The 23,271-nt window shown below is 59.2% G+C and carries 19 protein-coding genes and 1 pseudogene; 12 read left to right on the forward strand and 8 right to left on the reverse strand.

Going from position 1 to position 23,271, the window contains the following annotated elements:
• Positions 1-93 precede the first annotated feature (93 nt).
• From KBF66_RS12160 to KBF66_RS12195, 8 genes and pseudogenes are all read left to right on the forward strand, one after another.
• A complete protein-coding gene (locus KBF66_RS12160) occupies positions 94-912 on the forward strand; it encodes a PhnD/SsuA/transferrin family substrate-binding protein (protein ID WP_296656859.1) in 819 nt (272 codons plus the stop codon).
• A gap of 25 nt (positions 913-937) precedes the next feature.
• On the forward strand, positions 938-2,491 hold the full coding sequence (locus KBF66_RS12165; RefSeq protein WP_296656861.1) for a sensor histidine kinase: 1,554 nt from the start codon (positions 938-940) through the stop codon (positions 2,489-2,491).
• Complete coding sequence (locus KBF66_RS12170; protein ID WP_296656863.1) at positions 2,488-4,083, forward strand: HD domain-containing phosphohydrolase; 1,596 nt, start codon at positions 2,488-2,490, stop codon at positions 4,081-4,083. The genes KBF66_RS12165 and KBF66_RS12170 overlap by 4 nt, the downstream gene beginning before the upstream one ends.
• A gap of 329 nt (positions 4,084-4,412) precedes the next feature.
• The gene (locus KBF66_RS12175; RefSeq protein WP_296656865.1) at positions 4,413-5,165 is read left to right on the forward strand and encodes a transporter substrate-binding domain-containing protein; all 753 of its coding nucleotides are present in this window, start codon (positions 4,413-4,415) and stop codon (positions 5,163-5,165) included.
• A gap of 803 nt (positions 5,166-5,968) precedes the next feature.
• A pseudogene (locus tag KBF66_RS12180) lies at positions 5,969-6,244 on the forward strand (PAS domain S-box protein); the annotation flags it as partial.
• Positions 6,245-6,250: 6 nt separating this feature from the next.
• Positions 6,251-8,011, forward strand: coding sequence for an EAL domain-containing protein (locus KBF66_RS12185; protein ID WP_296656904.1), 1,761 nt, complete (start codon positions 6,251-6,253; stop codon positions 8,009-8,011).
• A gap of 211 nt (positions 8,012-8,222) precedes the next feature.
• Complete coding sequence (locus KBF66_RS12190; protein WP_296656866.1) at positions 8,223-8,618, forward strand: hypothetical protein; 396 nt, start codon at positions 8,223-8,225, stop codon at positions 8,616-8,618.
• Between the two features lie 12 nt (positions 8,619-8,630).
• Complete coding sequence (locus tag KBF66_RS12195) at positions 8,631-9,668, forward strand: hypothetical protein (protein WP_296656869.1); 1,038 nt, start codon at positions 8,631-8,633, stop codon at positions 9,666-9,668.
• 325 nt (positions 9,669-9,993) lie between these two features.
• Here KBF66_RS12195 and KBF66_RS12200 read toward each other — a convergent pair whose 3' ends face one another.
• The 6 genes from KBF66_RS12200 to KBF66_RS12225 all read right to left on the reverse strand — a co-directional run bounded on the left by KBF66_RS12200 (position 9,994) and on the right by KBF66_RS12225 (position 16,173).
• A complete protein-coding gene (locus KBF66_RS12200; protein ID WP_296656870.1) occupies positions 9,994-11,607 on the reverse strand; it encodes an ABC transporter substrate-binding protein in 1,614 nt (537 codons plus the stop codon).
• A 19-nt stretch (positions 11,608-11,626) separates the two neighbouring features.
• Positions 11,627-12,661 carry a peptide ABC transporter ATP-binding protein gene (locus KBF66_RS12205; protein ID WP_296656872.1) on the reverse strand — a complete coding sequence of 345 codons (1,035 nt, stop codon included), beginning with the start codon at positions 12,659-12,661 and terminating at the stop codon, positions 11,627-11,629.
• A complete protein-coding gene (locus tag KBF66_RS12210) occupies positions 12,658-13,638 on the reverse strand; it encodes an ABC transporter ATP-binding protein (RefSeq protein WP_296656873.1) in 981 nt (326 codons plus the stop codon). Before KBF66_RS12210 ends, KBF66_RS12205 begins: the two co-directional genes overlap by 4 nt.
• A gap of 9 nt (positions 13,639-13,647) precedes the next feature.
• Positions 13,648-14,544: an ABC transporter permease subunit gene (locus KBF66_RS12215; protein WP_296656876.1), complete on the reverse strand. Its 897-nt coding sequence runs from the start codon at positions 14,542-14,544 to the stop codon at positions 13,648-13,650.
• A gap of 16 nt (positions 14,545-14,560) precedes the next feature.
• Positions 14,561-15,565 (reverse strand): ABC transporter permease subunit, encoded by a 1,005-nt coding sequence (locus tag KBF66_RS12220; protein WP_296656878.1) that lies wholly within the window; start codon positions 15,563-15,565, stop codon positions 14,561-14,563.
• A 101-nt stretch (positions 15,566-15,666) separates the two neighbouring features.
• Positions 15,667-16,173: an SWIB/MDM2 domain-containing protein gene (locus KBF66_RS12225; protein WP_296656880.1), complete on the reverse strand. Its 507-nt coding sequence runs from the start codon at positions 16,171-16,173 to the stop codon at positions 15,667-15,669.
• A 188-nt stretch (positions 16,174-16,361) separates the two neighbouring features.
• Between KBF66_RS12225 and rraA the strand changes: the two genes are divergently transcribed.
• Positions 16,362-16,880 carry a ribonuclease E activity regulator RraA gene (gene rraA / locus KBF66_RS12230; protein ID WP_296656881.1) on the forward strand — a complete coding sequence of 173 codons (519 nt, stop codon included), beginning with the start codon at positions 16,362-16,364 and terminating at the stop codon, positions 16,878-16,880.
• A gap of 23 nt (positions 16,881-16,903) precedes the next feature.
• Here rraA and KBF66_RS12235 read toward each other — a convergent pair whose 3' ends face one another.
• On the reverse strand, positions 16,904-17,860 hold the full coding sequence (locus KBF66_RS12235; protein ID WP_296656882.1) for a DMT family transporter: 957 nt from the start codon (positions 17,858-17,860) through the stop codon (positions 16,904-16,906).
• Between the two features lie 172 nt (positions 17,861-18,032).
• Here KBF66_RS12235 and speB point away from each other — a divergent pair, with 172 nt between their 5' ends.
• Positions 18,033-18,962 carry an agmatinase gene (gene speB, locus KBF66_RS12240; protein ID WP_296656883.1) on the forward strand — a complete coding sequence of 310 codons (930 nt, stop codon included), beginning with the start codon at positions 18,033-18,035 and terminating at the stop codon, positions 18,960-18,962.
• A gap of 1 nt (position 18,963) precedes the next feature.
• The gene (locus tag KBF66_RS12245; protein WP_296656884.1) at positions 18,964-20,265 is read left to right on the forward strand and encodes an FAD-binding oxidoreductase; all 1,302 of its coding nucleotides are present in this window, start codon (positions 18,964-18,966) and stop codon (positions 20,263-20,265) included.
• On the opposite strand, the gene KBF66_RS12250 is transcribed toward KBF66_RS12245, so the two are convergent.
• On the reverse strand, positions 20,241-21,710 hold the full coding sequence (locus tag KBF66_RS12250; protein WP_296656885.1) for a PLP-dependent aminotransferase family protein: 1,470 nt from the start codon (positions 21,708-21,710) through the stop codon (positions 20,241-20,243). The genes KBF66_RS12245 and KBF66_RS12250 overlap by 25 nt on opposite strands.
• A gap of 171 nt (positions 21,711-21,881) precedes the next feature.
• On the opposite strand from KBF66_RS12250, the gene KBF66_RS12255 reads away from it, so the two are divergent.
• A complete protein-coding gene (locus KBF66_RS12255) occupies positions 21,882-23,249 on the forward strand; it encodes a glutamine synthetase family protein (RefSeq protein ID WP_296656886.1) in 1,368 nt (455 codons plus the stop codon).
• Positions 23,250-23,271 lie beyond the last annotated feature (22 nt).

A 23,271-nucleotide genomic window follows, 5' to 3' on the forward strand; every position in this document is an offset into this window, starting at 1 on the left:
CCATCAGCTGATGAAAACTTCGTTGGTCTCGCGCACGTGAATTCATGTGTTGAGGGGTAATATCAACCTGATTCCAGCCACTGGGTTGTCACCATGATACGAAACAGGTTGTTGGGCATATGCCTTTTCTTGGGTGCGGTGCTAAGCGCATACGCCGAACCGCTGGCAGTGGGCATCACGCCTTTGAAGCCAGCTGCCAAACTGGCTGAGGAATGGACGCCTTTGCTGGACGAAGTGGCAAAGCGTGCGGGTCTGGCGCTGCGGTTTCGCACGGCCACCAGCATTCCGGCCTTCGGTGAGCGGCTGGAAAAAGGCGAATATGACATCGCCTATATGAACCCTTATCACTATCAGGTGTACAGCGCCAATCCGGGCTACCTCGCTTTTGTGCGCGAACGTGGCCAACCGCTGGAAGGCGTTTTGCTGGTGCGAAAGGACAGCCGTATCAAGGCGCTGCCTGACATCAACGGCGCCATCGTCAGCTTTCCGACCCCGCTGGCGTTTGCGGCCAGCATGCTGACGCAGGCGGAGTTGCTCAAACAGGGCATTCAGGTGAATGCGAAGTACGTGCAGTCGCACGACTCGGTGCTGAAAAGTGTGGCCGCTGGCAACTTTGAAGCCGGTGGCACCATCCTGAAAGTGCTGCAAACGGCTGATCCGCAACTGGCTGGTGAATTGCGTGTGTTGCACAAAACGGCTGTCTATCATTCGCACCCGTTTGGCGCCCATCCGCGCGTGAGCGCCGAGGTGGTCGACAAACTGCGCCAGGCTTTCAACAGCCTGCACAACGACGAAGTGGGGCGAAAACTATTGGCGGGCGTGGCTTTCAAGGGTTTTGAGTCTGCGACAGACCGTGACTACGATGATGTCCGACGTCTCGATCTGAAGAAGCTGGCCGAGGCCGTGCAATGAACCGAGGGCGCGCCAGCCAGAGGTCATGAAGTTTCGCACCAAGACAGTACTGGGCGTCATGCTCATACAGACTGTGTTGCTGTCTGTGCTGGTGCTGTCCGTGCTGTCGCAAATGCGTTCTTCGCTGCGCCAACAGATCGAGCTCAGAGCCAATGTCACGGCGCAGTTGGTCGCGGCCGCCGCGCGTGACCCGATGGTGAGCTACGACGTGTCCACCCTGAAAAGCCTGGTGACCGACCTGCTGGCCTCTGGGCAGGTGGCGTTCGTTGATTTTCTGGATGACCGCGGTCGCAGCATGGTGACCGCGGGCACCGGGTCTGGGCCGCCGGTGTCTATGCCCGACCTGTCTGGCGAAAATCTGCTGACCCGTGACGTGCTCATCAAAGTGGCAGGCAACGACTATGGCCATGTTCGCTTCGGGATACGTCTGGATGAAATGACGGAACTGCTTGAACTGGTCAAACGCAAGACCGTGGCCATGGCGCTGGGCGTGATGGTCGCCGTGGCCGTGTTTTCGCTTTTTCTGGGCAAACTGCTGACCCGCCGCCTGAACGAGCTGACTGCGGCTAGCCACCAGATTGCAGCTGGCAACCTCAGTCACCAGATCGACGAGCAGGGCAACGACGAACTCGCCGACACCGCGCGCAGCTTCAATCAGATGTCGGGCAGGCTACAGCAGCGCAACCAGGAACTGCTGGCTGCACAACACAGTCTGTCAGCCCTGAATGCCACGCTGGAACAACGGGTGGCCGAGCGCACCGCTGCCTTGCAAGAGACAAGCCAGCGGCTGCAGGCAGAGCAGGAGCGTTCGCTGCAAGCTGAAAAAATGGCGTCTCTGGGTCGCATGGTTGCCGGGTTTGCGCACGAGGTGAATACGCCGGTTGGCATTGCGGTGGGCGCGGTGTCGCAAGCCCGGGAGGTGGTCAAGGAACTGGGCGCCTGCCTGCGCCAGGAAGAGGTGACCGAAGAAGACCTGCTTAGCCGCCTGCACACGCTGGAAGACGTGAGCGAACTGGCGCTGAACAACCTCAGGCGCACGGCCGATCTGGTGCACCGCTTCAAGCGCACGGCTGTTGACCAGACGTCGGAGCAGATGCGCCCCTTTGAGTTGGCCGAGGTCGTTGAAGACGTGATGAAAAGCCTGCGCAACGAGTTCAAAAACACCCCCATTCGTTTCGAGGTGGACTGTGCTGGCTGCCAAACCCTCTACGGTCCGGCAGGCATCGTGGCGCAGTTGCTGGTCAACCTGATGCAGAACAGCCGCCTGCACGCGTTTGCGGCTGGCACGGTGGGCGGGTGCATCCGCATCCAGGCCCGCACGGGGTCAGATACGGTGTCCATCTGCTACGCTGACGACGGTGCGGGCATGGCCGCGGAGACGCTGGCGCACATCTTCGAGCCGTTTTACACCACGGCCCGTGGCCAAGGCGGTACTGGGTTGGGGATGTACATTGCACACAACCTGGTCACGCAGGGCTTGCGGGGCAGCATCGCTTGCCACAGCGCGCCGGGCCAGGGCACGCGTTTCGACATTACGTTTCCGCTCCAACAAGTGACTTCTTTCATACAACAGCCATGAAAATTGTCCGAAAACTCAATGCAGCTGAACCTGGGCAAGAGGGGCCGCGTGTTCAACCCTGGAAAGTACTGGTCGTTGACGACGAGCCCGATGTGCGGCGGCTTACATCGCTCAATTTGCAGGGTTTTGCATTCGCAGGTCGTCCTCTGGCGTTGATCGAGGCTGGCTCCTCGATGCAGGCCAAACAACGCCTGGCCGAGCATCCTGACGTCGCGCTGGCCATCATCGACGTGGTCATGGAAACCGATGACGCCGGTCTGCGGCTGGTGGAGTACATCCGCAAGGATCTGAAAAACGGCATGATCCGGCTGGTCATCCGCACCGGTCAGCCTGGCGTTGCCCCCGAGCGCTATGTCATCGACAACTACGACATCGACGACTACAAGGACAAGACCGAACTGACCGTGCAGCGCCTGTACACCACGGTGCGCAACTCCATCAAGGGATTCAGGGATCTGCAGGCCATTGAGCTCAACCGCTATGGCCTGTCGCTGATCCTGGAAGTGACGCCCGAGTTGTACAACCTGCACCGTGACAAGCTGGAAGATTATTTCCAGGGGGTGTTGATGCAGCTCATCGGCATCTGCAACCTTGGGCACTCGGGGATGATTTCTTCCATCGATGGACTGGTGGCCACGCTCGAGGGTGAAGACATCCGCGTGCAGGCCGGGGCGGGTGAGTTTGACGCTTCGCCCGGCGCTTTAGGCCGGCGCCAGGAAATTGTCAAGCTCTGTACCCAGGTGGTGATGAACCATAGTATGCCCGAGGGCTTGCGCAACGGGGCGCTGGTGGTGCCTTTGCAGGTGAATAACCAGATACTGGGTTTTGTCTACCTGGAAACCGGGCAGGACATTTCAGAGGGTGACCGCGAATTGATCCAGATCATGGCCAATCAATGTGCCTCCGCACTGGACAACTTCCGCCTGCACCACAGCCTGGAAGAGTCGTACAACGAGGCCATCGACATGCTGGGTCATGTGGCTGAGTTCAAGGACAGCGCCACGGGCACGCACATTCGCCGCATCCAGGCCTATACCGAGCGCTTGGCACTGGCGATGGGCTGCACGCCAGTCGAGGCCTTGGTCTATGCCAAAGCCAGCCGTTTGCACGATGTGGGTAAAGTGGGCATTCCCGACCACATTCTGCGCAAGCCCGGGCCACTGACCGATGGCGAGTTTGCCGAGATTCAACGCCACACGCTGATCGGCGATGCGGTGCTCAAGCGCAGCCCGTCGCTGCTCATGGCTCGACTGGTGGCGCGCAGCCACCACGAAAAATGGAACGGCTTGGGCTACCCCGATGGTCATAAGGGCGAGGCCATTCCCTTTGTTGCTCGATTGGTGGCCGTGGTGGACGTGTTCGATGCCTTGGTCAGCGTGCGACCCTACAAAGGTGCCTGGCAAAAAGCCGCTGCGCTGGCTCAAATTCGACAGGGCAGCGGGCAGCACTTTGACCCGGCCATTGCCGAGACGTTTGCAGCCCTGATCGAAAAAGGTGATATGGACGACCTGATCGAGGCGGCCGTTCAGGGCGCCGACGGTTCAGCGCCGGATCAGACTGATCAAATCATCGCATCAACGTTGGGTCGCTGAGGGGGTGATAAATTGCAGCATCAGCCGCCGACCCCTCATGTCCTGCGGCGGTTCACCAACAGGCCGCAGGGGTGTGGGCAATTCGTGCCCAGTTGTGATGTTGCTGTCGGGCGTATAACTTGCTAGGAGTCTGGGCTGCAGAAGGGAAAATTCTGATAGCAAATTTTGGCCACTATGGGTAGGGGGTGATGACTGTAGTGAGCGAAGAATTGGTCTGCTGCCCAGACTCCTGGAGGATCATTGCATCTGGCACAATGACGACCAAACGGAGCCATCAACTGGCCCAGACAACTGTGGCCAAAGAGTAATCTGGACGTTAAGGGAATCTCGTGAAATTGAATGGTCGAACCCAGTTCTATTGGTTTCTGACAATGATTCTGCTTTTTGGCGGGTTTTCAGTTTCGGCGCAGGAAAAGACCTACCGCGTGGCATTTATCGCGCATTCACCTCCCCTGTCCTATACCGACCAGACCGGCAAGTTCACGGGGTTCAATGTCGAGATAGGCAACGAACTCTGTGCCACGATGAAGGTTCGCTGCGTGCAGCAGCTTCTAACGATTGACAAAATTGTAGATATGGCCGCCGATGATCAGTTTGACTTTGCGGTGGTTGGGTTTATCGCAACGCCGGAGCGGCGGAAGAAAGTTCTTTTCTCCAAAGAGTATTTCCAGTCCATCAGCGTCTGGATGGCGAAACCGTCGGTTGCTGTAGGAAATTCGCGTAGCGGCGTCGCTGTCATTAAAGGCTCTGCACAGGCCAGTCACGCAAGAGCCATGGGTTGGAAAACTGTAGAAGGTGATACGAATTCGGAGATTACATCCTTGCTGGCTTCCGGGGTTGCCGACGCTGCCGTTTTGCCGATGTTGGGAGCGTTGTCGCTCGCGCAGGAAAACGTGTTACAGCCTTTTGGACTGAAGTCTACAGTGCTTACCGGGCCCCTTATCACAGGCACATTACACATGATCATCAATCCAAAACAACCGGAACTTGTCGAGCATCTCAATGGTGCCATCGACCAGATCAAGCGCGACGGACGTTTTGACCGCATCAATACCAAGTTTGTTCCTTTCAGTCTGCTGTGAAACCGGCGGCATCCCTTGGCCAGCCAGTGAGATCGATCCATCACAACAGCAAAGTCCAATCCGCCAACTCGAAATTTTCGAAGTTGGCCGCCGGACTGGTTTTGTTCGTGGTGCTGATTGCAACATGGCTGGTGCGTGACCACACGGTGTTGTTGGAAGATTTTCAGACATTGCAAACTGCGACACTGTCGCGTGCCATTGAGCGTCAAAAATTGGCTAGAAATCTGGATGAGCTGCGACGACAAGGTGAAAGAGTGCTTTTCTCCAGCACACCAGAGGAGCATCGTCAAGCACTCCTGATTGTCCAGCTCGTTGTAAACACCCCTGCATTTGTCAGCGATGCAAGAATATCGGCCGTGGCCCGCGATACCGAACGATTCCTAAGCGACCATCAAGCGGACCATCATTTTGGCGCGGACGCCCGCACAGAGTGGCTCAAGCTTACGCAACGCTTGTCATTGCTTGCCGGCGATATCTCGTATGAGGGGCTGAACCTCGGTACGGCAGATCTCAAGGAGATGCAAACACTTGTTTTGCTGAACCAGCAAAAGCTGCTTGTGGCACTTGGGCTGCTGACATTTTTCATGCTGGTTACTCTCTTTCTGATTCGGCGTGCCTTTGTAGACCCATTGCGGCGGATCCAGGTTGCACTCGACCACATTGGCGTGGATACCGTACCGAAGGCGACGAACTATTCGAACATTGGCGAAATTCACGCAATTGAGAAGTCCATTGACGCGCAACGGCTGGTGCAAAGAAGGCTGAGACAAAGTGAAACACGCTTTCGCAACGTGGTCGAGTTGATGCCCGACGCCATCGCGATATATCGCGAAGGAAAGCTGCTGCATATCAATCCGGCCGGTGTTGCGATGTTGGGCGCTAAAACTGAGCAAGACCTCGTTGGCAAACCCATTTTGCAGTTTATCCACCCAGACTTTCATCAAGTCGTGCTGGCGCGGGAGAAAAGAGCGGTCGAAGATGGCGTGGCCGCAGGCATGCATGAGGAGCGATTTACCCGGTTCGATGGCAGCGTGTTTGATGCTGAGGTCCAGGGCCGATCGATTGAGCTTGAAGGCCATGTCGCTGTGCTGGTCACTCTGCGCGATATCACCGAGCGCAATGCTGTACAAGAGAAGCTGCAGCTTTCGGCCAGCGTGTTTGGCCATGCGCGTGAGGGCATCGTCATCACTGATGCCCAGGGAACCATTATTGATGTCAATGAAGCCTTCACTCGCATTACCGGCTACAGCCGTGAAGATACGCTTGGTCAGAACCCGCGCATGTTTCAGTCCGGCCGCCAGGACAAGGCGTTCTATGTCGCTATGTGGGGAGCATTGACTGAGCAGGGACATTGGAATGGCGAAGTATGGAACCGACGCAAGAACGGTGAGGTTTTTGCCGAACTGCTGACCATCAGCGCTGTACGCGGCGCTCAAGGCTCGACCCTGCGGTATGTCGCACTGTTCTCTGACATTACCAGCATCAAGTCACACCAAAGCCAGCTCGAACATATCGCACACTTTGATGCGTTGACCAACCTGCCCAACCGCGTATTGCTGTCCGACCGGTTGAAACAGGCCATGGCACAGGTTCAGCGCAGGCAGCAACAGGTGGCTGTGATCTATATCGATCTGGATGGTTTCAAGGCCATCAACGACCAACACGGCCATCAGACCGGCGACCAGGTTCTGATCACGCTGGCACACCGCATGAAAGAAGCGCTGCGCGATGGCGACACCATGTCTCGAATCGGTGGCGACGAATTTGTGGCAGTATTGATCGACCTGCAGGATCTCACCGCCAGCATGCCCTTGCTGCAGCGTCTGCTGTCGGCGGCTGCCCAACCGGTACAGGTGGGCACGTTGTTGCTGCAGGTATCTGCCAGCTTGGGCGTTACCCTTTATCCGCAGGCACACGACATCGATGCAGACCAATTGTTGCGCCAGGCCGACCAGGCAATGTACCAGGCCAAGCTGGCTGGCAAGAATCGCTACCACATTTTCGATGAGGCCCAAGACAGCAGTCTGCGCAGTCACCACGAAAGCCTTGAACGTATACGTCTGGCTTTGAAAAACCGCGAGTTTGTACTGCACCACCAGCCTAAGGTCAACATGCACACGGGGCAAGTGGTGGGAACCGAAGCGCTGATCCGCTGGCAGCACCCCGAAAAAGGACTATTGGCCCCATCCACGTTCCTGCCAGTGATCGAAGACCACCCGCTTGCGGTAGACGTAGGCGAGTGGGTGATTGAGGAGGCCCTGCACCAAATGGAGGTCTGGCACGCCGCCGGACTGCATTTGCCGGTCAGCGTCAACGTTGGCGCACACCAGTTGCAGCAGGTTGACTTCGTAGAGCGATTGCAAACCATTCTGGAGCGTCACCCACAAGTCAATCCGACCAACCTTGAGCTCGAAGTGCTGGAGACCAGCGCACTGGCCGATATGGCTCAGGTGTCGCAGGTGATAGAAGACTGCGCCAGAATGGGCGTAAGTTTTGCTCTGGACGACTTTGGCACCGGTTACTCGTCACTCACCTACCTTAAGCGCCTGCGCGTGGCGCTGCTCAAGATTGACCAGAGTTTTGTACGCGACATGCTCGATGACCCTGATGATCTGGCCATTCTGGAAGGCGTCGTTGGCTTGGCCGCTGCTTTCAAACGCCAGGTGATTGCCGAGGGTGTGGAGACGATTGCCCACGGCACGGCGCTGCTTCAACTGGGCTGCGAGCTTGCCCAGGGTTACGGTATTGCACGACCCATGCAGCCTGAGTTGATACCTGCCTGGGTCACTAGTTGGCAGCCTGATGCTGCTTGGTTGAATCGCGAAGTGCAAGAGGCTGAGACGTAAACGCAGCATGCCACCGAGCCGGGTGGCGGTCATCCGCTGTTCGGGCTTTTGATCCGAGGCCAGTTACGACGAGCATCTGGCCAACTTGCAGGCGGCGCAACGAAATCTGGCTGCGCCTGTCGCAATCGCGCTGACCCATAAGAAGCAACAGTGTCTGGCCGCGGCACCTCGATTGTCCGGACTAGAATTCCGCGACGTACCGGAGGCGAACATGGGACAGAGGTTGAAGTGGGCCGCGCGACCGTTGGCGCTGCTGCTGTGCTCGGGGGCGCTAGCCCAGACGGCGTTTGACGATCTGGCAGTTGATAGCTATGTACGTGAGGGCATTGGCATCGGGCGTCTGATCAATGCTGTGCCCTTGCCAGAGGGTGACTGGCTGGTGGTGGCGCGGCGCACCGCTGAGATCAAGCTCGATAACGGCAGGATCGTACCCCGGCATTTCTTGACCCTGAAGAATAATGCACCCAATGATCCCATTGCCGCCATGGTGCTGGCTTTTACGCCGCCTGGGATCATTGACGTCAACTGGACCAACAACAGGTGCGAGAGCAAGAATCCCAAAGATCTGGTGGATGACTTTGGCGGCTCGGCCAGTGACCTGATCTAGCTGTGCGCCAAGGTGTTCACCTATTCCGACCTGCGCAAGACGGTGGAAAACAGCGCCACCGGCACCGACCTTTGGAGCAAAAACAACCTGCCAGCCTTGGCGCGCTACGCACTGGATTTACCCAGAGAGGCGCTGCTGGTGACTTTGCAGGGCAGCCGCTATCGGGAGAAGCAGGTGTTTTACAACCTCTACCTGCGACGCGATCGCGATTTGCAAACCGACCCTGACTACGCCAATCAGATTCGCGCCTGGACGCACAGCACCGGTCTGATGCTGCGCGACGTGCTTGAAGGCAAGGCGGCGAGGTTTGCCCAGCCACCGCTGGGGCAGGGTGCAGCGGCAGCCAAGTCCAAGACGGTCAGCCCGACGGTCGTCGAGTCGGCGCGCTCGCGCGCCGACGAAGCTGCGGTTCAGGAAGCCTTGCAGTTGCAGCGCGACCGGGACAGATTTGAGGCTGAGCGCCAAGTTCTCGAACGCGAGAAAGGTGCTTTTGAAAAGCAAAAGCTGGCCGCCCAAAAAGAGCACGACCAAAAGGTAGAGCGCGAACGCGCCGAGTTGCTGGCGCGCGCCAAAGCCTTGTGCCTGCGCGCCTTCAATAGCGCCAACAGCGAGGCGGCGCTGCGTCAGTTCATCGCTGACTTCTCCGGCGACGAATGCGGGCAGCAAGCCGCAGCCCAGCAAAAACTGGCTGAATTGGATGAAAAGCGGCAAAAGGCGTTAAAGGACAGCAAAGACAGCAGAGAGCGCGAACGCCAGACCAAACTGGCGCAAGCGCAGGCGCTGTTGGGTTCGACGGTGCAATTTCAGGAGAGCTTCAAGTACTGCGTGCCGGCGTCGGCCAGCAGCACATGTCAGCCGGAGGCGTACAAATTCAGGGTTAAGGGCAAAATTTTTGACCTTGACCTGCACCGGAGCGACGGCGTCTTGGTCGAGGTGACCGAGGTGGTGCTGATCGACGGCGCGAGTGAACAAGCAGAAGCCGCATTCCGTCAAAAGATGCTGGGCACCAAGGTTTGGCGTGGCAAGGCTGATCTGGGGCTGGTGTACTGACGCAGCAACGGCAGCTTTTTTTGACATCAGTTTGCCTGTTGTATCAAGCCAAATCCACCTTTTTTGGCCGACGCTTCACTTTCTACACTTGCCTTGTCTGGAAGAGGACGTCCCGCTGTGCATCTGAAATTGTTTCGGGCTGAGTGCTGCGCTGACCCAGCAAGCCAGTTCAAAGGCGAGCCTGACAAAACGCTGGCCGACTATCTGCACGAGTTGGTACCGCCCAGCGCGCGGGATCAACCGGCGGGTTGAACAAGCGGTGTGTTTCCTGCGCGCCAAGAAAAAAGGCCAGCTCAAAGCTGGCCTTTGCTGTCTTGCCAGGCGCTTACTTGGCGATATCCACGCCGTAGAAACTGTGGCGGCCAAACGGGCTGAGCTTGAAGTCAATGACTTCTTTGCGCACCGGCTTCAACTGAACCGCATGGGCGATGGTGAACCAGGGCGCTTGCTCCTTGAAGATCACCTGGGCCTGCTCGTAGAGCTTGGTGCGCTCGGCCGGGTTGGTCACGGTCTTGGCTTTGACGACCAGGTCGTCAAACGGCTTGTGGCAGAACTTGGCCACATTGCTGCTACCGCCTTTGGCCGAATCGCAGCCCAGCAGTGTGTGCAGGAAGTTGTCCGGGTCACCATTGTCGCCGGTCCAGCCGAGCATGCCCATCTGGTGTTCACCGGCCTGCATGCGCTTGCGGTACTCGCCCCACTCAAAGCTCTTGATCTCGGCCTTAATACCCACCTTGGCCAGGTCGGCCTGCATCAGCTCGGCGATACGCTTGGCGTTCGGGTTGTAGGGGCGTTGCACCGGCATGGCCCACAGGTCGGTGGCAAAACCGTCCTTTAGACCGGCGGCGGCCAACAGCTTTTTGGCCTCGGTGGGGTTGAAGGCGTCGTCCTTGATGGCCTTGTTGTACGACCACTGGGTCGGTGGAATCGGGTTGGTGGCTGGCACGCCAGTGCCCAGATACACCGCATCGACAATGGCTTTCTTGTCGATCGCCATGTTGACGGCCTTGCGCACGCGCACGTCGTCAAACGGTTTCTTGGTGGTGTTGTAGGCCAGGTAACCCACGTTCAGGCCTGGTTGCTCCAGTACCTTGACATTGGCATCTTTCCGGATGGCAGGCAGATCCGCCGGGTTGGGATAGGGCATGACATGGCATTCACCCTTTTGCAGCTTGGCCCAGCGCACCGAGGCGTCTGGGGTGATCGAGAAGATCAGGTCGTCGATCTTGGCTTTGCCAGCCCAGTACTGAGGGAACGCCTTGTAGCGGATCAGCGCGTCTTTTTGGTATTGCACCAGCATGAAAGGGCCGGTACCAATCGGTTCCTGGTCGATCTTTTCAGGCGTGCCAGCCTTGAGCATGGCAATGGCGTATTCCTTGGATTGCACGCCGGCAAACTGCATGGCCAGATTCGAGAGGAAAGGCGCCTCGGGTGAATTGAGCACAATCTTGACAGTGTAGTCATCGACTTTGTCGACCGATTTCAGCAATTTGGGCATGCCCATGTCGTTGAAATACGAGTGGTTCGGGCTGGTGACCTTGAAGTAGGGGTCGTTCTCTTTCCACTGGCGCTCAAACATGAACAGCACGTCATCAGCATTGAAGTCGCGGCTGGGTTTGAAGTTTTTGTTGGAATGCCACTTCACGCCTTTGCGCAAATTGAAGGTGTACTCCAGACCGTCTTTAGAGACGGTCCAGCTTTGTGCCAGGTTGGGCTGGACTTTGGTGCCGCCACGCTCAAAGTCCACCAGGTTGTCATAAATCTGCTCGCCCGCATCAAACGAGGTGCCGGTGGTGTTGATGCTGGGGGCAAAGTTCTCGGGGCTGCCTTCGGAGCAGAACACCAGCGTTTTTGCCGACGCGGTCGACAGTGCCAGCAGTGCTGGCAATGCAAAGACACACAGCGCGGTGCGTTTGAGCGGGAATTTTGAAATCGTCATCTTTGGGACTCCTGACAGGTTAATGCTGCGCTGCAGCGGGTTGAATAAATTGTTCGGCCACGTGGCAGGCAACTTGCCGTCCGGCCAACTCACGCAGCTCCGGTCGTTCAGACTGGCAACGCGTGGTGACATGAGGGCAGCGGGTTGAAAACACACAGCCGCTGGGCGGATTCAGGGGTGATGGTAGTTCACCCTTCAAGACAATGCGTTGTTTGCTGGCACCGCTGCCGAGGATGCCGGGTGTGGACGCCAGCAAGGCTTGGGTGTAGGGGTGTAGCGGCTGTGCGAACAGCGTGGTCTTGTCACCTTGCTCCATGGCGTGACCCAAATACATCACCAGCACCTCATGGGCAATGTGGCGTACCACGCCCAGGTCGTGCGAGATGAACAGGTAGGCCAGGCCCAGGTCGCGCTGCAGATCGGCCAGTAAATTCAGCACTTGCGCTTGAATCGACACGTCCAGCGCCGACACCGGCTCGTCGGCGACGATCAGGCCGGGCTTGAGCATCAGCGCGCGGGCAATGGCAACGCGCTGGCGTTGCCCGCCCGAGAACATGTGCGGGTAGCGGTCGTAGTGTTCGGGACGTAAACCGACCAGGGCCAGCATGTCGCGGGCTTCGCTGGCGCGCTGGGTGGCATTGAGATCGGTGTTGATTTCGAGCGGTGCCTCGAGGATGGCGCCGATTTTTTTTCGTGGGTTAAGTGAGCCGTAAGGGTTCTGGAACACCAGTTGCACCGTGCGGCGTAGCTCATGGCGCTCACTGGCGCTGGCCTTGACTACATCGACCGCGCCGAGTTGCAGGCTGCCAGCGGTCGGGGTTTCGATCAGTGACACCATGCGTGCCAGGGTGGATTTGCCACAACCCGACTCGCCCACCACCGCCAGCGTTTTCCCCGGGTAAACGACAAATGACACACCACCAACCGCCTGCAAGTGATCGGCTTGGCGAAATGCGCCATGGCTGATCTTGTAGACCTGTTTGAGGTCACGCGCGACCACCACCGGGTGCGATGAATCGGTGTGCGCGCTGGGGTGTTTGGCAGCGGCGTTCATGCGGCTTCCCGGAGTGTGGCACCCAGCGGCGCGTGGCAGCGCACCATGCCGGCCTGCCACTCGCGCAGCTCGGGCCGCTCATCGCGGCAATGCCGGTTGGCATAAATGCAGCGCGGCGAAAACAGGCAGCCTTGCGGACGGTCGTACAGACCCGGCACCATGCCCGGAATGGTCGCCAGACGGGTGGCGCCGTCACTGCGCTCGGGCATGGCTGCCAGCAGCGCCTCGGTGTAAGGGTGCTGCGGCGACTCGAAGATGTCTTGTGCGCCGCGTTCCTCCATGATCTGCCCAGCGTACATCACCGCCACTCGCTGCGCCATCTCGGACACCACGCCCATGTTGTGGGTGATCAGCACCAGTGCCATGTTGCGGTCTTTCTGCAGGGTGCGCAGCAGGTCGAGAATTTGTGCCTGGATCGTCACATCCAGCGCCGTGGTTGGTTCGTCCGCTATCAACAGTTTTGGATTGCAGGCAATTGCCATGGCGATCATCACACGCTGGCTCATGCCGCCCGAGAGCTGGTGCGGGTAGATGCCCAGGCGGCTCTCGGGGGCGGGAATGCCAACTTGCTCCAGCAGTTCAATCGAACGCCGGCGCGCGGCGGCCTTGTCCATGCCCAGATGCACGCGCAGAGTTTCGGCCATCTGGAAACCTACCGTGAAGCACGGATTCAGGCTGGTGGTAGGGTCCTGGAAAATCATCGCCATATCTTTGCCAATGACGGTGCGGCGCTGGCGCTCACTCATCTTGAGCAGATCATGGCCATCAAACAGCAGGCGATCGGCAGAGATCTGGCCGGGGTAGGCCACCAGACCCATCAGCGCCATCATGGTCACACTCTTGCCCGAGCCCGACTCACCGACGATGCCCAGCACATCGCCCGCCTCCAGGAGCAGAGACACGCCATCCACGGCGTGCATCACGCCGGTTTTGGACGGAAACTGCACCGAGAGGTTTTCGATTTCGAGCAATGCCATAGCCGTCTCTTAGCGCTTGAGTTTGGGGTCAAAGGCGTCGCGCAGTCCGTCGCCCAACAGGTTGAAGGCCAGCACTGTGATCAGAATCGCCAGGCCCGGAAAGGTCACCACCCACCAGGCGCGCAGTACGAATTCGCGCGCATCGGCCAGCATGGTGCCCCACTCGGGCGACGGTGGCTGGGCCCCCAGGCCAAGAAAACCCAGTGCCGCGGCGTCCAGAATGGCGGTCGAGATGCCCAGCGACGCCTGCACAATCAGCGGTGCCGTGCAATTGGGCAACACCTCAGAGAACATCAGGCGCAAATGACCAGCACCGTTCATGCGTGCGGCCGTGACATAGTCTTTGGACATCTCCGAGATCACCGCCGCACGGGTGATGCGCACGTAATGCGGCAGCACCACCACAGCCACAGCCAACATGGCGTTCATCAGCCCGGGGCCCAAAATAGCCACAATCACGATCGCCAGCAGCAGGCTGGGCAGCGTCAGGATGATGTCCATGGCACGCATCACGGCAATCTCGAACACCCCACGAAAATATCCTGCCGTCAGCCCCAGAACGGTGCCCACCAACACCGACAGTGCCACCACCGCCAGGCCAATGGTGAGCGACAACCGTGCGCCAAAAATCAGTCGCGACAGAATATCGCGGCCGATGGCATCGGTCCCTAGCAAGTGGGCACTGGATCCGCCCTCCTGCCAGGCCGGTGGTACCAAGAACACGCTGGAATCCGTGGCATCCGGCGCAAATGGGGCAATCCACGGCGCAAATGCCGCCATCAGCAGCACGGCCAGCACGATCAGCAAGCCTGCCACCGCGCCCTTGTTGGTCGAAAAGTAGTCCCAAAATTCGCGCAGCGGATGGCGCGGCGTGTGGACAGGCGTGGAGTCGGTCAGGGTCGTCACGGTACGGAGGTCCGAGCTAGTGGCGGATACGCGGGTTGATGATGCCGTAGGTGACATCGACCAGCAGGTTGACCAGCATCACCATGCCACCGAGCAGCAACATGCCGCCCTGCAGCACGGGGTAGTCACGACGGCCAATCGCCTCGATCATCCACTTGCCCACACCCGGCCATGAAAAAATGGTCTCGGTCAGAATGGCGCCGGTGAACAACACCCCCACCTGCAGGCCAATCACTGTCACCACAGGAATCAAGGCATTGCGCAAGGCGTGCAATGCCACCACCCGGAAGTTGGACAAACCTTTGGCGCGGGCGGTGCGGATGTAGTCCTCACCCAGCACCTCCAGCATGGCTGAGCGGGTCATGCGGGCGATCACTGCCAGCGGGTTGGTGCCCAGCACAATCATCGGCAGAATCAGGTGCGTGGCCGCACTCCAGAAGGCATCCATGTCACCTGCCATCCAGGTGTCAATGAGCAAAAAGCCCGTGACTGGCTCGATGAAATACTGCACCGCGATGCGCCCGGAGACCGGTGTCAGGTCCAGGTTGACCGAAAACAGCAGGATCAGCAGCAGCCCCCACCAGAAGATCGGCATCGAATAGCCGGTGAGTGATACCCCCATCACCCCGTGGTCGAGGATCGTGTTGCGTTTGACGGCAGCCAGGATACCGGCCGGAATGCCGATGATCAGCGCGAACAGAATGGCGCTCAGCGCCAGTTCAATCGTGGCGGGAAACAATGCCAGAAACTCGCTCAGCACCGGTTCGTGGGTGATGACTGATTTGCCCAGGTCGCCTTGCAACACACGTCCGATGTAAATGCCGTACTGCACCAGAATCGGGCGGTCAAAACCATATTCATGACGCAGCTCTGCATGGCGCTGCGGGTCAATGCCGCGCTCGCCTGCCAGGGTCTCGATCGGGTCGCCCGGTACCAGACGGATCAGAAAGAACGCCACCAGCGTCATACCGATGAAAGTCGGAATGATCAGACTGAAACGGGTGAGGAGGAAACGCAGCATCAGCGCAGTGCCCGGGTTTTGGAATGTCCGGCATCATGCCACAAAGAAAAAGCCGACTCGCGTCGGCTTCCCCAGGCCATGAATGACCGGTCAGAGCAGGATTACTTGAGGTGCTTGCCAATCAGGCCAGCGATCTCGAACATGGTGACCTGTGCCTTGCCAAACACTTCTTTGAGCTTGGCGTCTGCATTGACCAGGCGCTTGTTGACTGCGTCTTGCAGGTTGTTCTTTTTGATGTAATCCCACAACTTCTTGACGACCTCAGTGCGCGGCAGGGCCTTGGCCCCCACCACGGCAGCCAGAGCACCGCTGGGGGTCAGGGCCTTCATGAAGGCGGCGTTCACCGAGCGCTTGCCGTCAGCGGCTTTCTTCGGAGCAGCTTTCTTGGCTGGTGCTGCGGCTTTGGCAGGAGCTGCTTTTTTGGCAGGTGCGGCAGCTTTGGCAGCTACTTTGGCAGGCGCTTTTGCGGGTGCTTTTGCAGCTGGTTTTGCAGCGGGGGCAGCGGCTTTGGCAGGAGCTGCTTTTTTGGCTGGGGCTGCTTTTTTAGCAGGTGCTGCCTTGGTCTCTGGAGCAGCTTTTTTAGCTGGCGCTTTCTTTGCAGTTGCCATGTGTGTTGTCCTATGAGTGGTTGATCAATCACCAGCAATAACAGCCCGTTGCTGGTTGTGCCGAATCCTAATGGAGAAACCCCGGCTTTCCAAGCGTGGTGTAAGAAATTCGTCACGTAAACACACTTTTTTGTCGCAACGTGGCGCGAGATTTACAATTTTTACAAATTTGAAGGACTTTGTTCAATATGAAACACTTCGCGACCTGTGATTTGTGTGACGCCAACAAGAACGCCGCTGGCGCTGGCTTTCGTGTTTTGCCTTCAGTTTTTCGTGACTTTGGCGGGCGCAGGGTTTTTTTCGGACCTGTGACGACGGTCAAGTGTTTTGAAGACAACTCACTCGTCAAGGCCGCCGTCGACGGCTGCGGCTACGTCGATACGCCAGAGGGTCGGGTTGGCAAGGTGCTGGTGGTGGACGGAGCGGGTTCGCTGCGCCGCGCCCTGCTTGGGGGTAATCTGGGCGCCGCAGCGGCAAGAAACGGCTGGGCGGGCGTGGTCATTGATGGCTGCGTACGTGACGTGGCAGAGCTGGCGCAGCAAGAGGTCGGCATTCGCGCCCTGGCCAGCATACCGATGCCGACCGAGAAAAAAAGCCAGGGACTTGCGGACGTTCCAGTGCAGATTCAGGGTGTCTGGATCAATCCGGGAAACTGGCTGTACGCCGATGCGGATGGCATGGTGGTGAGTGACATCGCTTTGCTCTGATTTTGCACAGGGCTGTCATCACCCTAATGGCCGGATCGATCGGTGCCGGGCAAAGTTGCCAGCACGACACCGCCCAAGCACAACCCGAATGCGAACATCTGCACCACGCTTAGCGTTTCTCCGAGCACCAGCACCCCCACCACTGCTGCGGCAATGGGTAGCATCACGGTAAACACCCCGGCGCGAGAGGCGGGCACGGTTTGTAGCCCGGTCATCCACAGCCAGACCGTCCACACACTCGCGGCCAGCGCGTAGAACAGCAACAGCAACCAGTTGCCCGCCGCCACGGCGCCAAAGTTGAATGACCAGGCGGCGTACAGTCCCATGGGTGTCATCAGCGCAAACCCCCACAGATTGATCAGCGCCGTGATGCGTTTGGGGGACACGCTGCCCGTCAGTTTTTTGCCGATGACGGCGTAGGCCGCTTCACATAGCACCGCGCCAAACACCAGCACATTGCCCAGCCATTGATTATTTGATGATAAATTGGTATCAAGCGCTTTATTCAAATGAGGTTGTAGCTCTGATTTAGATAGTGAAAACAAGCCGATCCCCAGCACCGCCAGCACAATCGCCAGACACACCCTGGGGCCAATGCGTTCGCGCAGAAACACCCAGCTCAGCACCGCCACCATGGTGGGTATGGCCGCCATGATCACGCCCGCTGATACGGCCGTGGTCATGCTGACGCCAAACAGCATGCAAATGGTGAACAGGAAGTTGCCCAAAAAAGACTCGAGAAAAATCAGCCAACGCGTTTTGCGCGTCATGGGTGACTCGCCAGGTGGCTTGATCAACCAGTGTGGCATGGCCAGCAAGCCAATGCCAAAACGCAACCAGGCAAGCAGAAACACCGGTAGCGCTGCCACCAGCGGCTTGCTCAAAGCGACATAACTGCCCACCAGCGACATGCTTAGCGCCAGCAGCGAGTAGGCCAGCCAGCGGGGCGGGTGAGGGGATGAGGTGACAGCGGGGTTCATCGCGAGGAGTTTGTTTAGCTTTCGGCCAAATGTCGGGCGATCAGTCCTTACAGTGGCGCAGTGGATTGTCACCGAGTGCGCCAATTGGCCCCAATGCGTGCTCGGAAAGCGGCGAAACTGACAGGGTTGGCCCATCGGGGCCAACTACGCGTTTCAACAGGAGTCCGCTCGTATGTCTATCGGTCAATTTGCGTACGCCAGCAACAGCAACCGTTTTATGGCCGCCCCGGCGTCGGCACAACAGCGCTTTGCTGTAGTGGGGGTGCCGTTTGACGGCGCGGTCACCAATCGGCCCGGTGCACGTTTTGGACCGCAGGAAATTCGCCGTGCCAGTCTGATGCTGTGTGATGGGATTCATCCGCATTTTGACGTCACGCCGCTCGGTCATTTAGGCGATGGTGGCGACATGTACCTCCCCAACGCTTCGCCATTGCCCGAACTTCGCCGGCAGATCCAGATACAAGCCGCAACCTGGATGGCGCAGCACCACTGCGTGTTCTTGGGTGGAGACCACTCGGTGACTCTGCCGCTGCTGCGTGCTGCCCATGCCATGTACGGCCAGCTGGCGCTGGTGCATTTCGATGCGCATTGCGACACCTGGCGCGACCACTTTGGCGAACCATCGGGCCACGGCACGTGGACTTACGAGGCTCTGCAGGAGGGCTTGGTGAGCGCCCGGCACACCGTGCAGATCGGCCTGCGCTCCAGCGGCGAGCGGGCCGCGCGTGAATACGTGCAGGATCAGGGTGGGCTGATTTTTACCGCCCGCAGCTTGCGTGGGCTCGATGGTGCGACGCTGCAACCGGTGGTGGCACAAATCAAAGAACGGCTGGGCAACCGACCCTGCTACCTGACACTTGACATCGACTGTCTGGATCCGGCCTTTGCGCCCGGCACTGGCACCCCCGAGCCGGGTGGACTGAGCAGCTCGCAGGTGCTGACTCTGCTGGAAGACCTGTCCGGCTTGAACATGGTGGGCATGGATTGTGTGGAGGTCGCGCCGGCCTATGATCACGCCGAGCTCACCAGCAGTGCAGCAGCCACGTTTGTCTGGACCTACTTGTGTGGTCAGGTGGCCAAGCCCGTAGCATCGGAGCACTGAGATGTTGGTTGACTCGGATACCCAGCTGAACCAGAACAGTTATTACGAGGCCAGTGCTGTCCGCCCGGCGCTGCTGCTGCCGCTGCAGGGGGATACGACAGCTGACGTGGTGGTCGTGGGCGCTGGTTTTGCCGGCCTGTCCGCTGCCATCGAGCTGGCGCAACGCGGCTACTCGGTGGTACTGCTGGAAGCCGACCGCGTTTGCAGCGGTGCCTCCGGGCGGAACGGCGGGCAGGCGATTGTGGGTTATGCCAGCGGCCAGGAGCCGTTTGAGCATCAGCTGGGTCCGGCCAAGTCAAGGTTGGCGTGGGACATGTCGATGCAGTCGCTCGACCTGATCGACGCGCGCGTTCGTGACTTTGCCATTGACTGCGACTGGGTCAAGGGCTATTTGCATGTGGCCGACTCGCCACGCAAAGCGCGTGCGCTGGAACAGGAAATCAACGGCATGGCGCGCGACTACGGGTTTGCAGCTGAGCTGCTGACCGGTGCCGATGTACGGCGGCACATCAACAGCCCGATCTACCACGCGTCGGCTTTTGACACCACCTCGGGCCATTTGCATCCGCTCAAGTATGGGCTGGGTCTGCTGCGTGCGGCGCAATCCCTGGGAGTCAGGGTTTTTGAGCACTCGGCTGTACTGCAGCTGATACGTGGGCAAAACCTGACGGCGCGCACCGCCACCGGCAGCGTCAAGGCGGCATTCTGTGTGCTGGCAGGCAATTGCACCCTGCCCGAATATGGACCCAAAGTGGCCCCGGAAATCAGCGCGCGCATCATGCCGGTGGGCACCTACATGATTGGCACCGCGCCGCTGGATGCCAAACTTTGCAGCGAGCTGATCCCGAGCCTTGCGGCAGCCTGCGACAACAACTTCATTCTGGATTATTTTCGTTTCAGCGCCGACCACCGCATGCTGTTTGGCGGGCGGGTCAGTTACTCCACCAAAACCCCGTTGAACCTGCGCAGCCTCATGGCGAGGCGCATGGCGACGGTGTTTCCGCAGCTGAAAGGCGTGCCCGTGGAGTTTTTGTGGGGCGGTTTCGTTGACATCAGCATGAACCGCGCGCCCGATTTTGGCCGCGTGGCTCCCAATATCTACTACCTGCAGGGCTTCAGCGGTCACGGTGTGGCGCTGACCGGGCTGGCCGGACAGCTGGTGGCGCAGGCACTGGCCGGCCAGGCGGAAAAGTTTGATCTGTTTGCCAGCCTGCAACACCACAAGTTTCCCGGTGGTCCGCTGCTGCGCACCCCCAGTCTGGTGCTGGGTATGTTGTTTCACCGGTTGAAGGATGCACTTTGAGACATCAGCAATTGCGCCAGAGCCGGCCCAAAGTGCTCAATGTCGGCCAGTGGTGCGTAGCCGTAACCAATCACCAGACCGCGTGCATCGCTGCGTTGCAGGCAGTAGGCTGACAGTGGCCGCAGCATCATGCCGGTTTTGCGAATGTGCTGCACCAGCGCCCGGTCATCCAGCGTGTCGGGCAGGCGCATGCACAAATGCAGTCCTTGCTCGGCACCGGTGATGCGGGCATGTTCACCCAGGCAGGGTTGCAGCGCTGTGAGCAAACTCTGGCGCCGTTGCGCGTAGCTCTGACGGGCGCGGCGCAGGGCACTGGCAAAGTGCCCCATGTCGATGAACTCGGCCAAGGCGGCTTGCAACGGCATCTGACCGGGGCGGTTCAGGTCGTAATGAGCGCGCTTGAACGCCACAGCCAAGCCCTTGGGCACCACCAGATACCCCAGCTTCAGCCCCGGATACAGCACCTTGGAGAAAGACCCGAGGTACAACACCCGCCCGTCTGTGTCTAGCCCGGCCAGCGACGAGATCGGTGGACCACTGAAGCGAAACTCGCTGTCATAGTCGTCTTCCAGCACCCAGGCCTTGTGCTGGCGCGCCAGTGCCAGCAACTGCTGGCGTCGCGCCAGCGACATCACGGCACCGGTGGGGTATTGGTGTGATGGTGTGACGTAGATCAGTTTGGGTGGGCTCTGATGATCGTGCGCCCGGGGCGCGATGCCTTGCTCGTCCACCGGAACCGCATGCAGACGCAGGCCGGTCGCCATGAACGCTTTCACCGCGCCCCAATAGGCCGGGTCTTCGATCCACACCGTGTCCTGATGGTCCGCCAGCAGTTGAGCGCACAGTTCCAGCGACTCCTGGGTGCCACTGGTAATGATGACTTGCTCGTCATCCAGCGGCACACTGCGAAACACGCGCAAATAGTCGGCGACGGCGCGGCGCAGTGGGGCGTAACCACCGGCGCTGCTGTAGTCCAGCATGTCGGGATAAGTCATGCGCCAGTGTTTGTTTTGCAGGCGTTGCCACAGCGCCACCGGAAAGGCGCTGAAATCGGCGATGCCCGGGGTGAAGGGCTGCACTTCCAGATCAGATGCACAAAATTGGGTGCTCAACCCTTGCCCTCGGTGCGACAGCGGGCTGTTTTGGTGCGTCAGGGCGTGGGCACGACGCGGTGCCGGTTTGGGCACCTCGGCATTGACGAACGTGCCGCTGCCAACCCGGCTGACCAGGTAACCTTCAACGCTGAGCTGGTTAATGGCGGCCACCACCGTGTTGCGCGACAGTTTCAGGTCGTGTACCAGGTCACGACTGGACGGCAGCCGCTCGTCTGCCACCAGCTTGCCGTCCAGAATGGCGCGGCGCAAGGCCTCATAGAGCCGACGATGCAAAGGCAGCTTGCTGTGTTGCAGGTGGTTGAGTTCGGTCAACAACAGTTCGGAGAGCATGGTGTGGTGACGCGGTCTGGGTTACAGTGGTCTGAACAGGATGAGGGCACTGATGCCGCAAGTGGCACCATGCAAGGAAATCAAATGGCCCTGATTGTGAGCCAATTTAACCCGCACAATGCGCAGCTGGCCCGATGGCGTTGTCCGGCTCAACGTCTTAAGGAGTAAACCATGAACGATAAAAAATCGATGAATTTCAACGATCTTGAGCAATGGCTCAATGAGCGCCGGGTGACCGAGGTGGAGTGCCTGGTGCCTGACCTGACCGGCGTGGCGCGCGGCAAGATCCTGCCACGTGTCAAGTTCACAGAAGACCGCGGCATGCGCCTGCCGCAGTCGGTCGTGGCGATGGGGGTGACCGGCGAGTTCCCCGAAAGTGGTCCGTATTACGATGTGATCGACCCGACCGACAAGGATATGCAGTTGCGCCCCGACCCCTCCACCGTGCGCATCGTGCCCTGGGCTACCGACCCTACCGCGCAGGTGATTCACGATTGTTTTGACCACCTGGGCAATCTGGTGCCGTTTGCGCCGCGCACCGTGCTGCGCCGCGTCTGTGACCTGTTTGCTGCTGATGGCCTGCAACCCATCGTTGCACCCGAGCTGGAGTTTTACCTGACCGCGCGCAACACCGACCCCAACACGCTGTTGCGCCCGCCGATTGGCCGCAGCGGTCGTGCGGAAACCTCGCGCCAGGCCTATAGCATCGACGCGGTGAATGAGTTTGACCCGCTGTTTGAAGAAATCTACGACTACTCCGACAAGATGGAGCTCAACGTGGACACACTGATCCACGAGATCGGCGCCGGGCAGATGGAGATCAACTTCTTTCACGCTGAGCCGCTGGGCCTTGCCGACGAGGTGTTTTTCTTCAAGCGCACGGTACGTGAGTCGGCCCTGCGCCACGACATGTACGCGACCTTCATGGCCAAACCGATTGCCGGCGAACCTGGAAGCGCCATGCATGTGCACCAGAGCATTGTCAACAAACTCACCGGGCGCAACATTTTCAGCAACGAGGACGGCAGCCCCTCGGACGACTTTCTGCATTACATCGGCGGCCTGCAGCACTACATTCCGGCGGCGATGGTGCTGGTTGCCCCTTACGTCAACAGCTACCGCCGCCTGGCGCGGCACACAGCCGCACCCATCAATATCGAGTGGGGATATGACAACCGCACCGTGGGCATCCGCTCACCGATCTCGTCCCCTGCGGCGCGCCGGGTCGAGAACCGGGTAATTGGTGCCGATGCCAATCCCTATGTGGCGCTGGCCATGACCTTGGCCTGTGGTTACCTGGGCCTGAAAAACAAGATCAAGCCCAAGCCCGAGATGAAGGGCGACGCCTACCTGGCACCGTACTCGCTGCCGCGCAGTCTGGGTGAAGCGCTGGACTGGCTGCGCCGGGAGTCCGACCTGCACGAGGTGCTGGGCAAGGAGTTCATCACGGTGTACTCCGAGATCAAGGAACTCGAGTTTGAGGAGTTCATGAAAGTGATCTCGCCTTGGGAACGTGAACATTTGCTATTGCATGTATAGCTTTTAGTGCTTAAAGGACAAG

The organism is Rhodoferax sp. (assembly GCF_018063565.1).
Taxonomy (GTDB): domain Bacteria; phylum Pseudomonadota; class Gammaproteobacteria; order Burkholderiales; family Burkholderiaceae_C; genus Rhodoferax.

Excerpts from the sequence above, each read along its gene's own strand:
- KBF66_RS12160 (WP_296656859.1), top strand. The coding sequence starts at position 94 with ATGATACGAAACAGGTTGTTGGGCATATGCCTTTTCTTGGGTGCGGTG.
- KBF66_RS12165 (WP_296656861.1), top strand. The coding sequence starts at position 938 with ATGAAGTTTCGCACCAAGACAGTACTGGGCGTCATGCTCATACAGACT.
- KBF66_RS12170 (WP_296656863.1), top strand. The coding sequence starts at position 2,488 with ATGAAAATTGTCCGAAAACTCAATGCAGCTGAACCTGGGCAAGAGGGG.
- KBF66_RS12190 (WP_296656866.1), top strand. The coding sequence starts at position 8,223 with ATGGGACAGAGGTTGAAGTGGGCCGCGCGACCGTTGGCGCTGCTGCTG.
- KBF66_RS12200 (WP_296656870.1), bottom strand. The coding sequence starts at position 11,607 with ATGACGATTTCAAAATTCCCGCTCAAACGCACCGCGCTGTGTGTCTTT.
- KBF66_RS12205 (WP_296656872.1), bottom strand. The coding sequence starts at position 12,661 with ATGAACGCCGCTGCCAAACACCCCAGCGCGCACACCGATTCATCGCAC.
- KBF66_RS12210 (WP_296656873.1), bottom strand. The coding sequence starts at position 13,638 with ATGGCATTGCTCGAAATCGAAAACCTCTCGGTGCAGTTTCCGTCCAAA.
- KBF66_RS12220 (WP_296656878.1), bottom strand. The coding sequence starts at position 15,565 with ATGCTGCGTTTCCTCCTCACCCGTTTCAGTCTGATCATTCCGACTTTC.
- KBF66_RS12225 (WP_296656880.1), bottom strand. The coding sequence starts at position 16,173 with ATGGCAACTGCAAAGAAAGCGCCAGCTAAAAAAGCTGCTCCAGAGACC.
- rraA (WP_296656881.1), top strand. The coding sequence starts at position 16,362 with ATGAAACACTTCGCGACCTGTGATTTGTGTGACGCCAACAAGAACGCC.
- KBF66_RS12235 (WP_296656882.1), bottom strand. The coding sequence starts at position 17,860 with ATGAACCCCGCTGTCACCTCATCCCCTCACCCGCCCCGCTGGCTGGCC.
- speB (WP_296656883.1), top strand. The coding sequence starts at position 18,033 with ATGTCTATCGGTCAATTTGCGTACGCCAGCAACAGCAACCGTTTTATG.
- KBF66_RS12245 (WP_296656884.1), top strand. The coding sequence starts at position 18,964 with ATGTTGGTTGACTCGGATACCCAGCTGAACCAGAACAGTTATTACGAG.
- KBF66_RS12250 (WP_296656885.1), bottom strand. The coding sequence starts at position 21,710 with ATGCTCTCCGAACTGTTGTTGACCGAACTCAACCACCTGCAACACAGC.
- KBF66_RS12255 (WP_296656886.1), top strand. The coding sequence starts at position 21,882 with ATGAACGATAAAAAATCGATGAATTTCAACGATCTTGAGCAATGGCTC.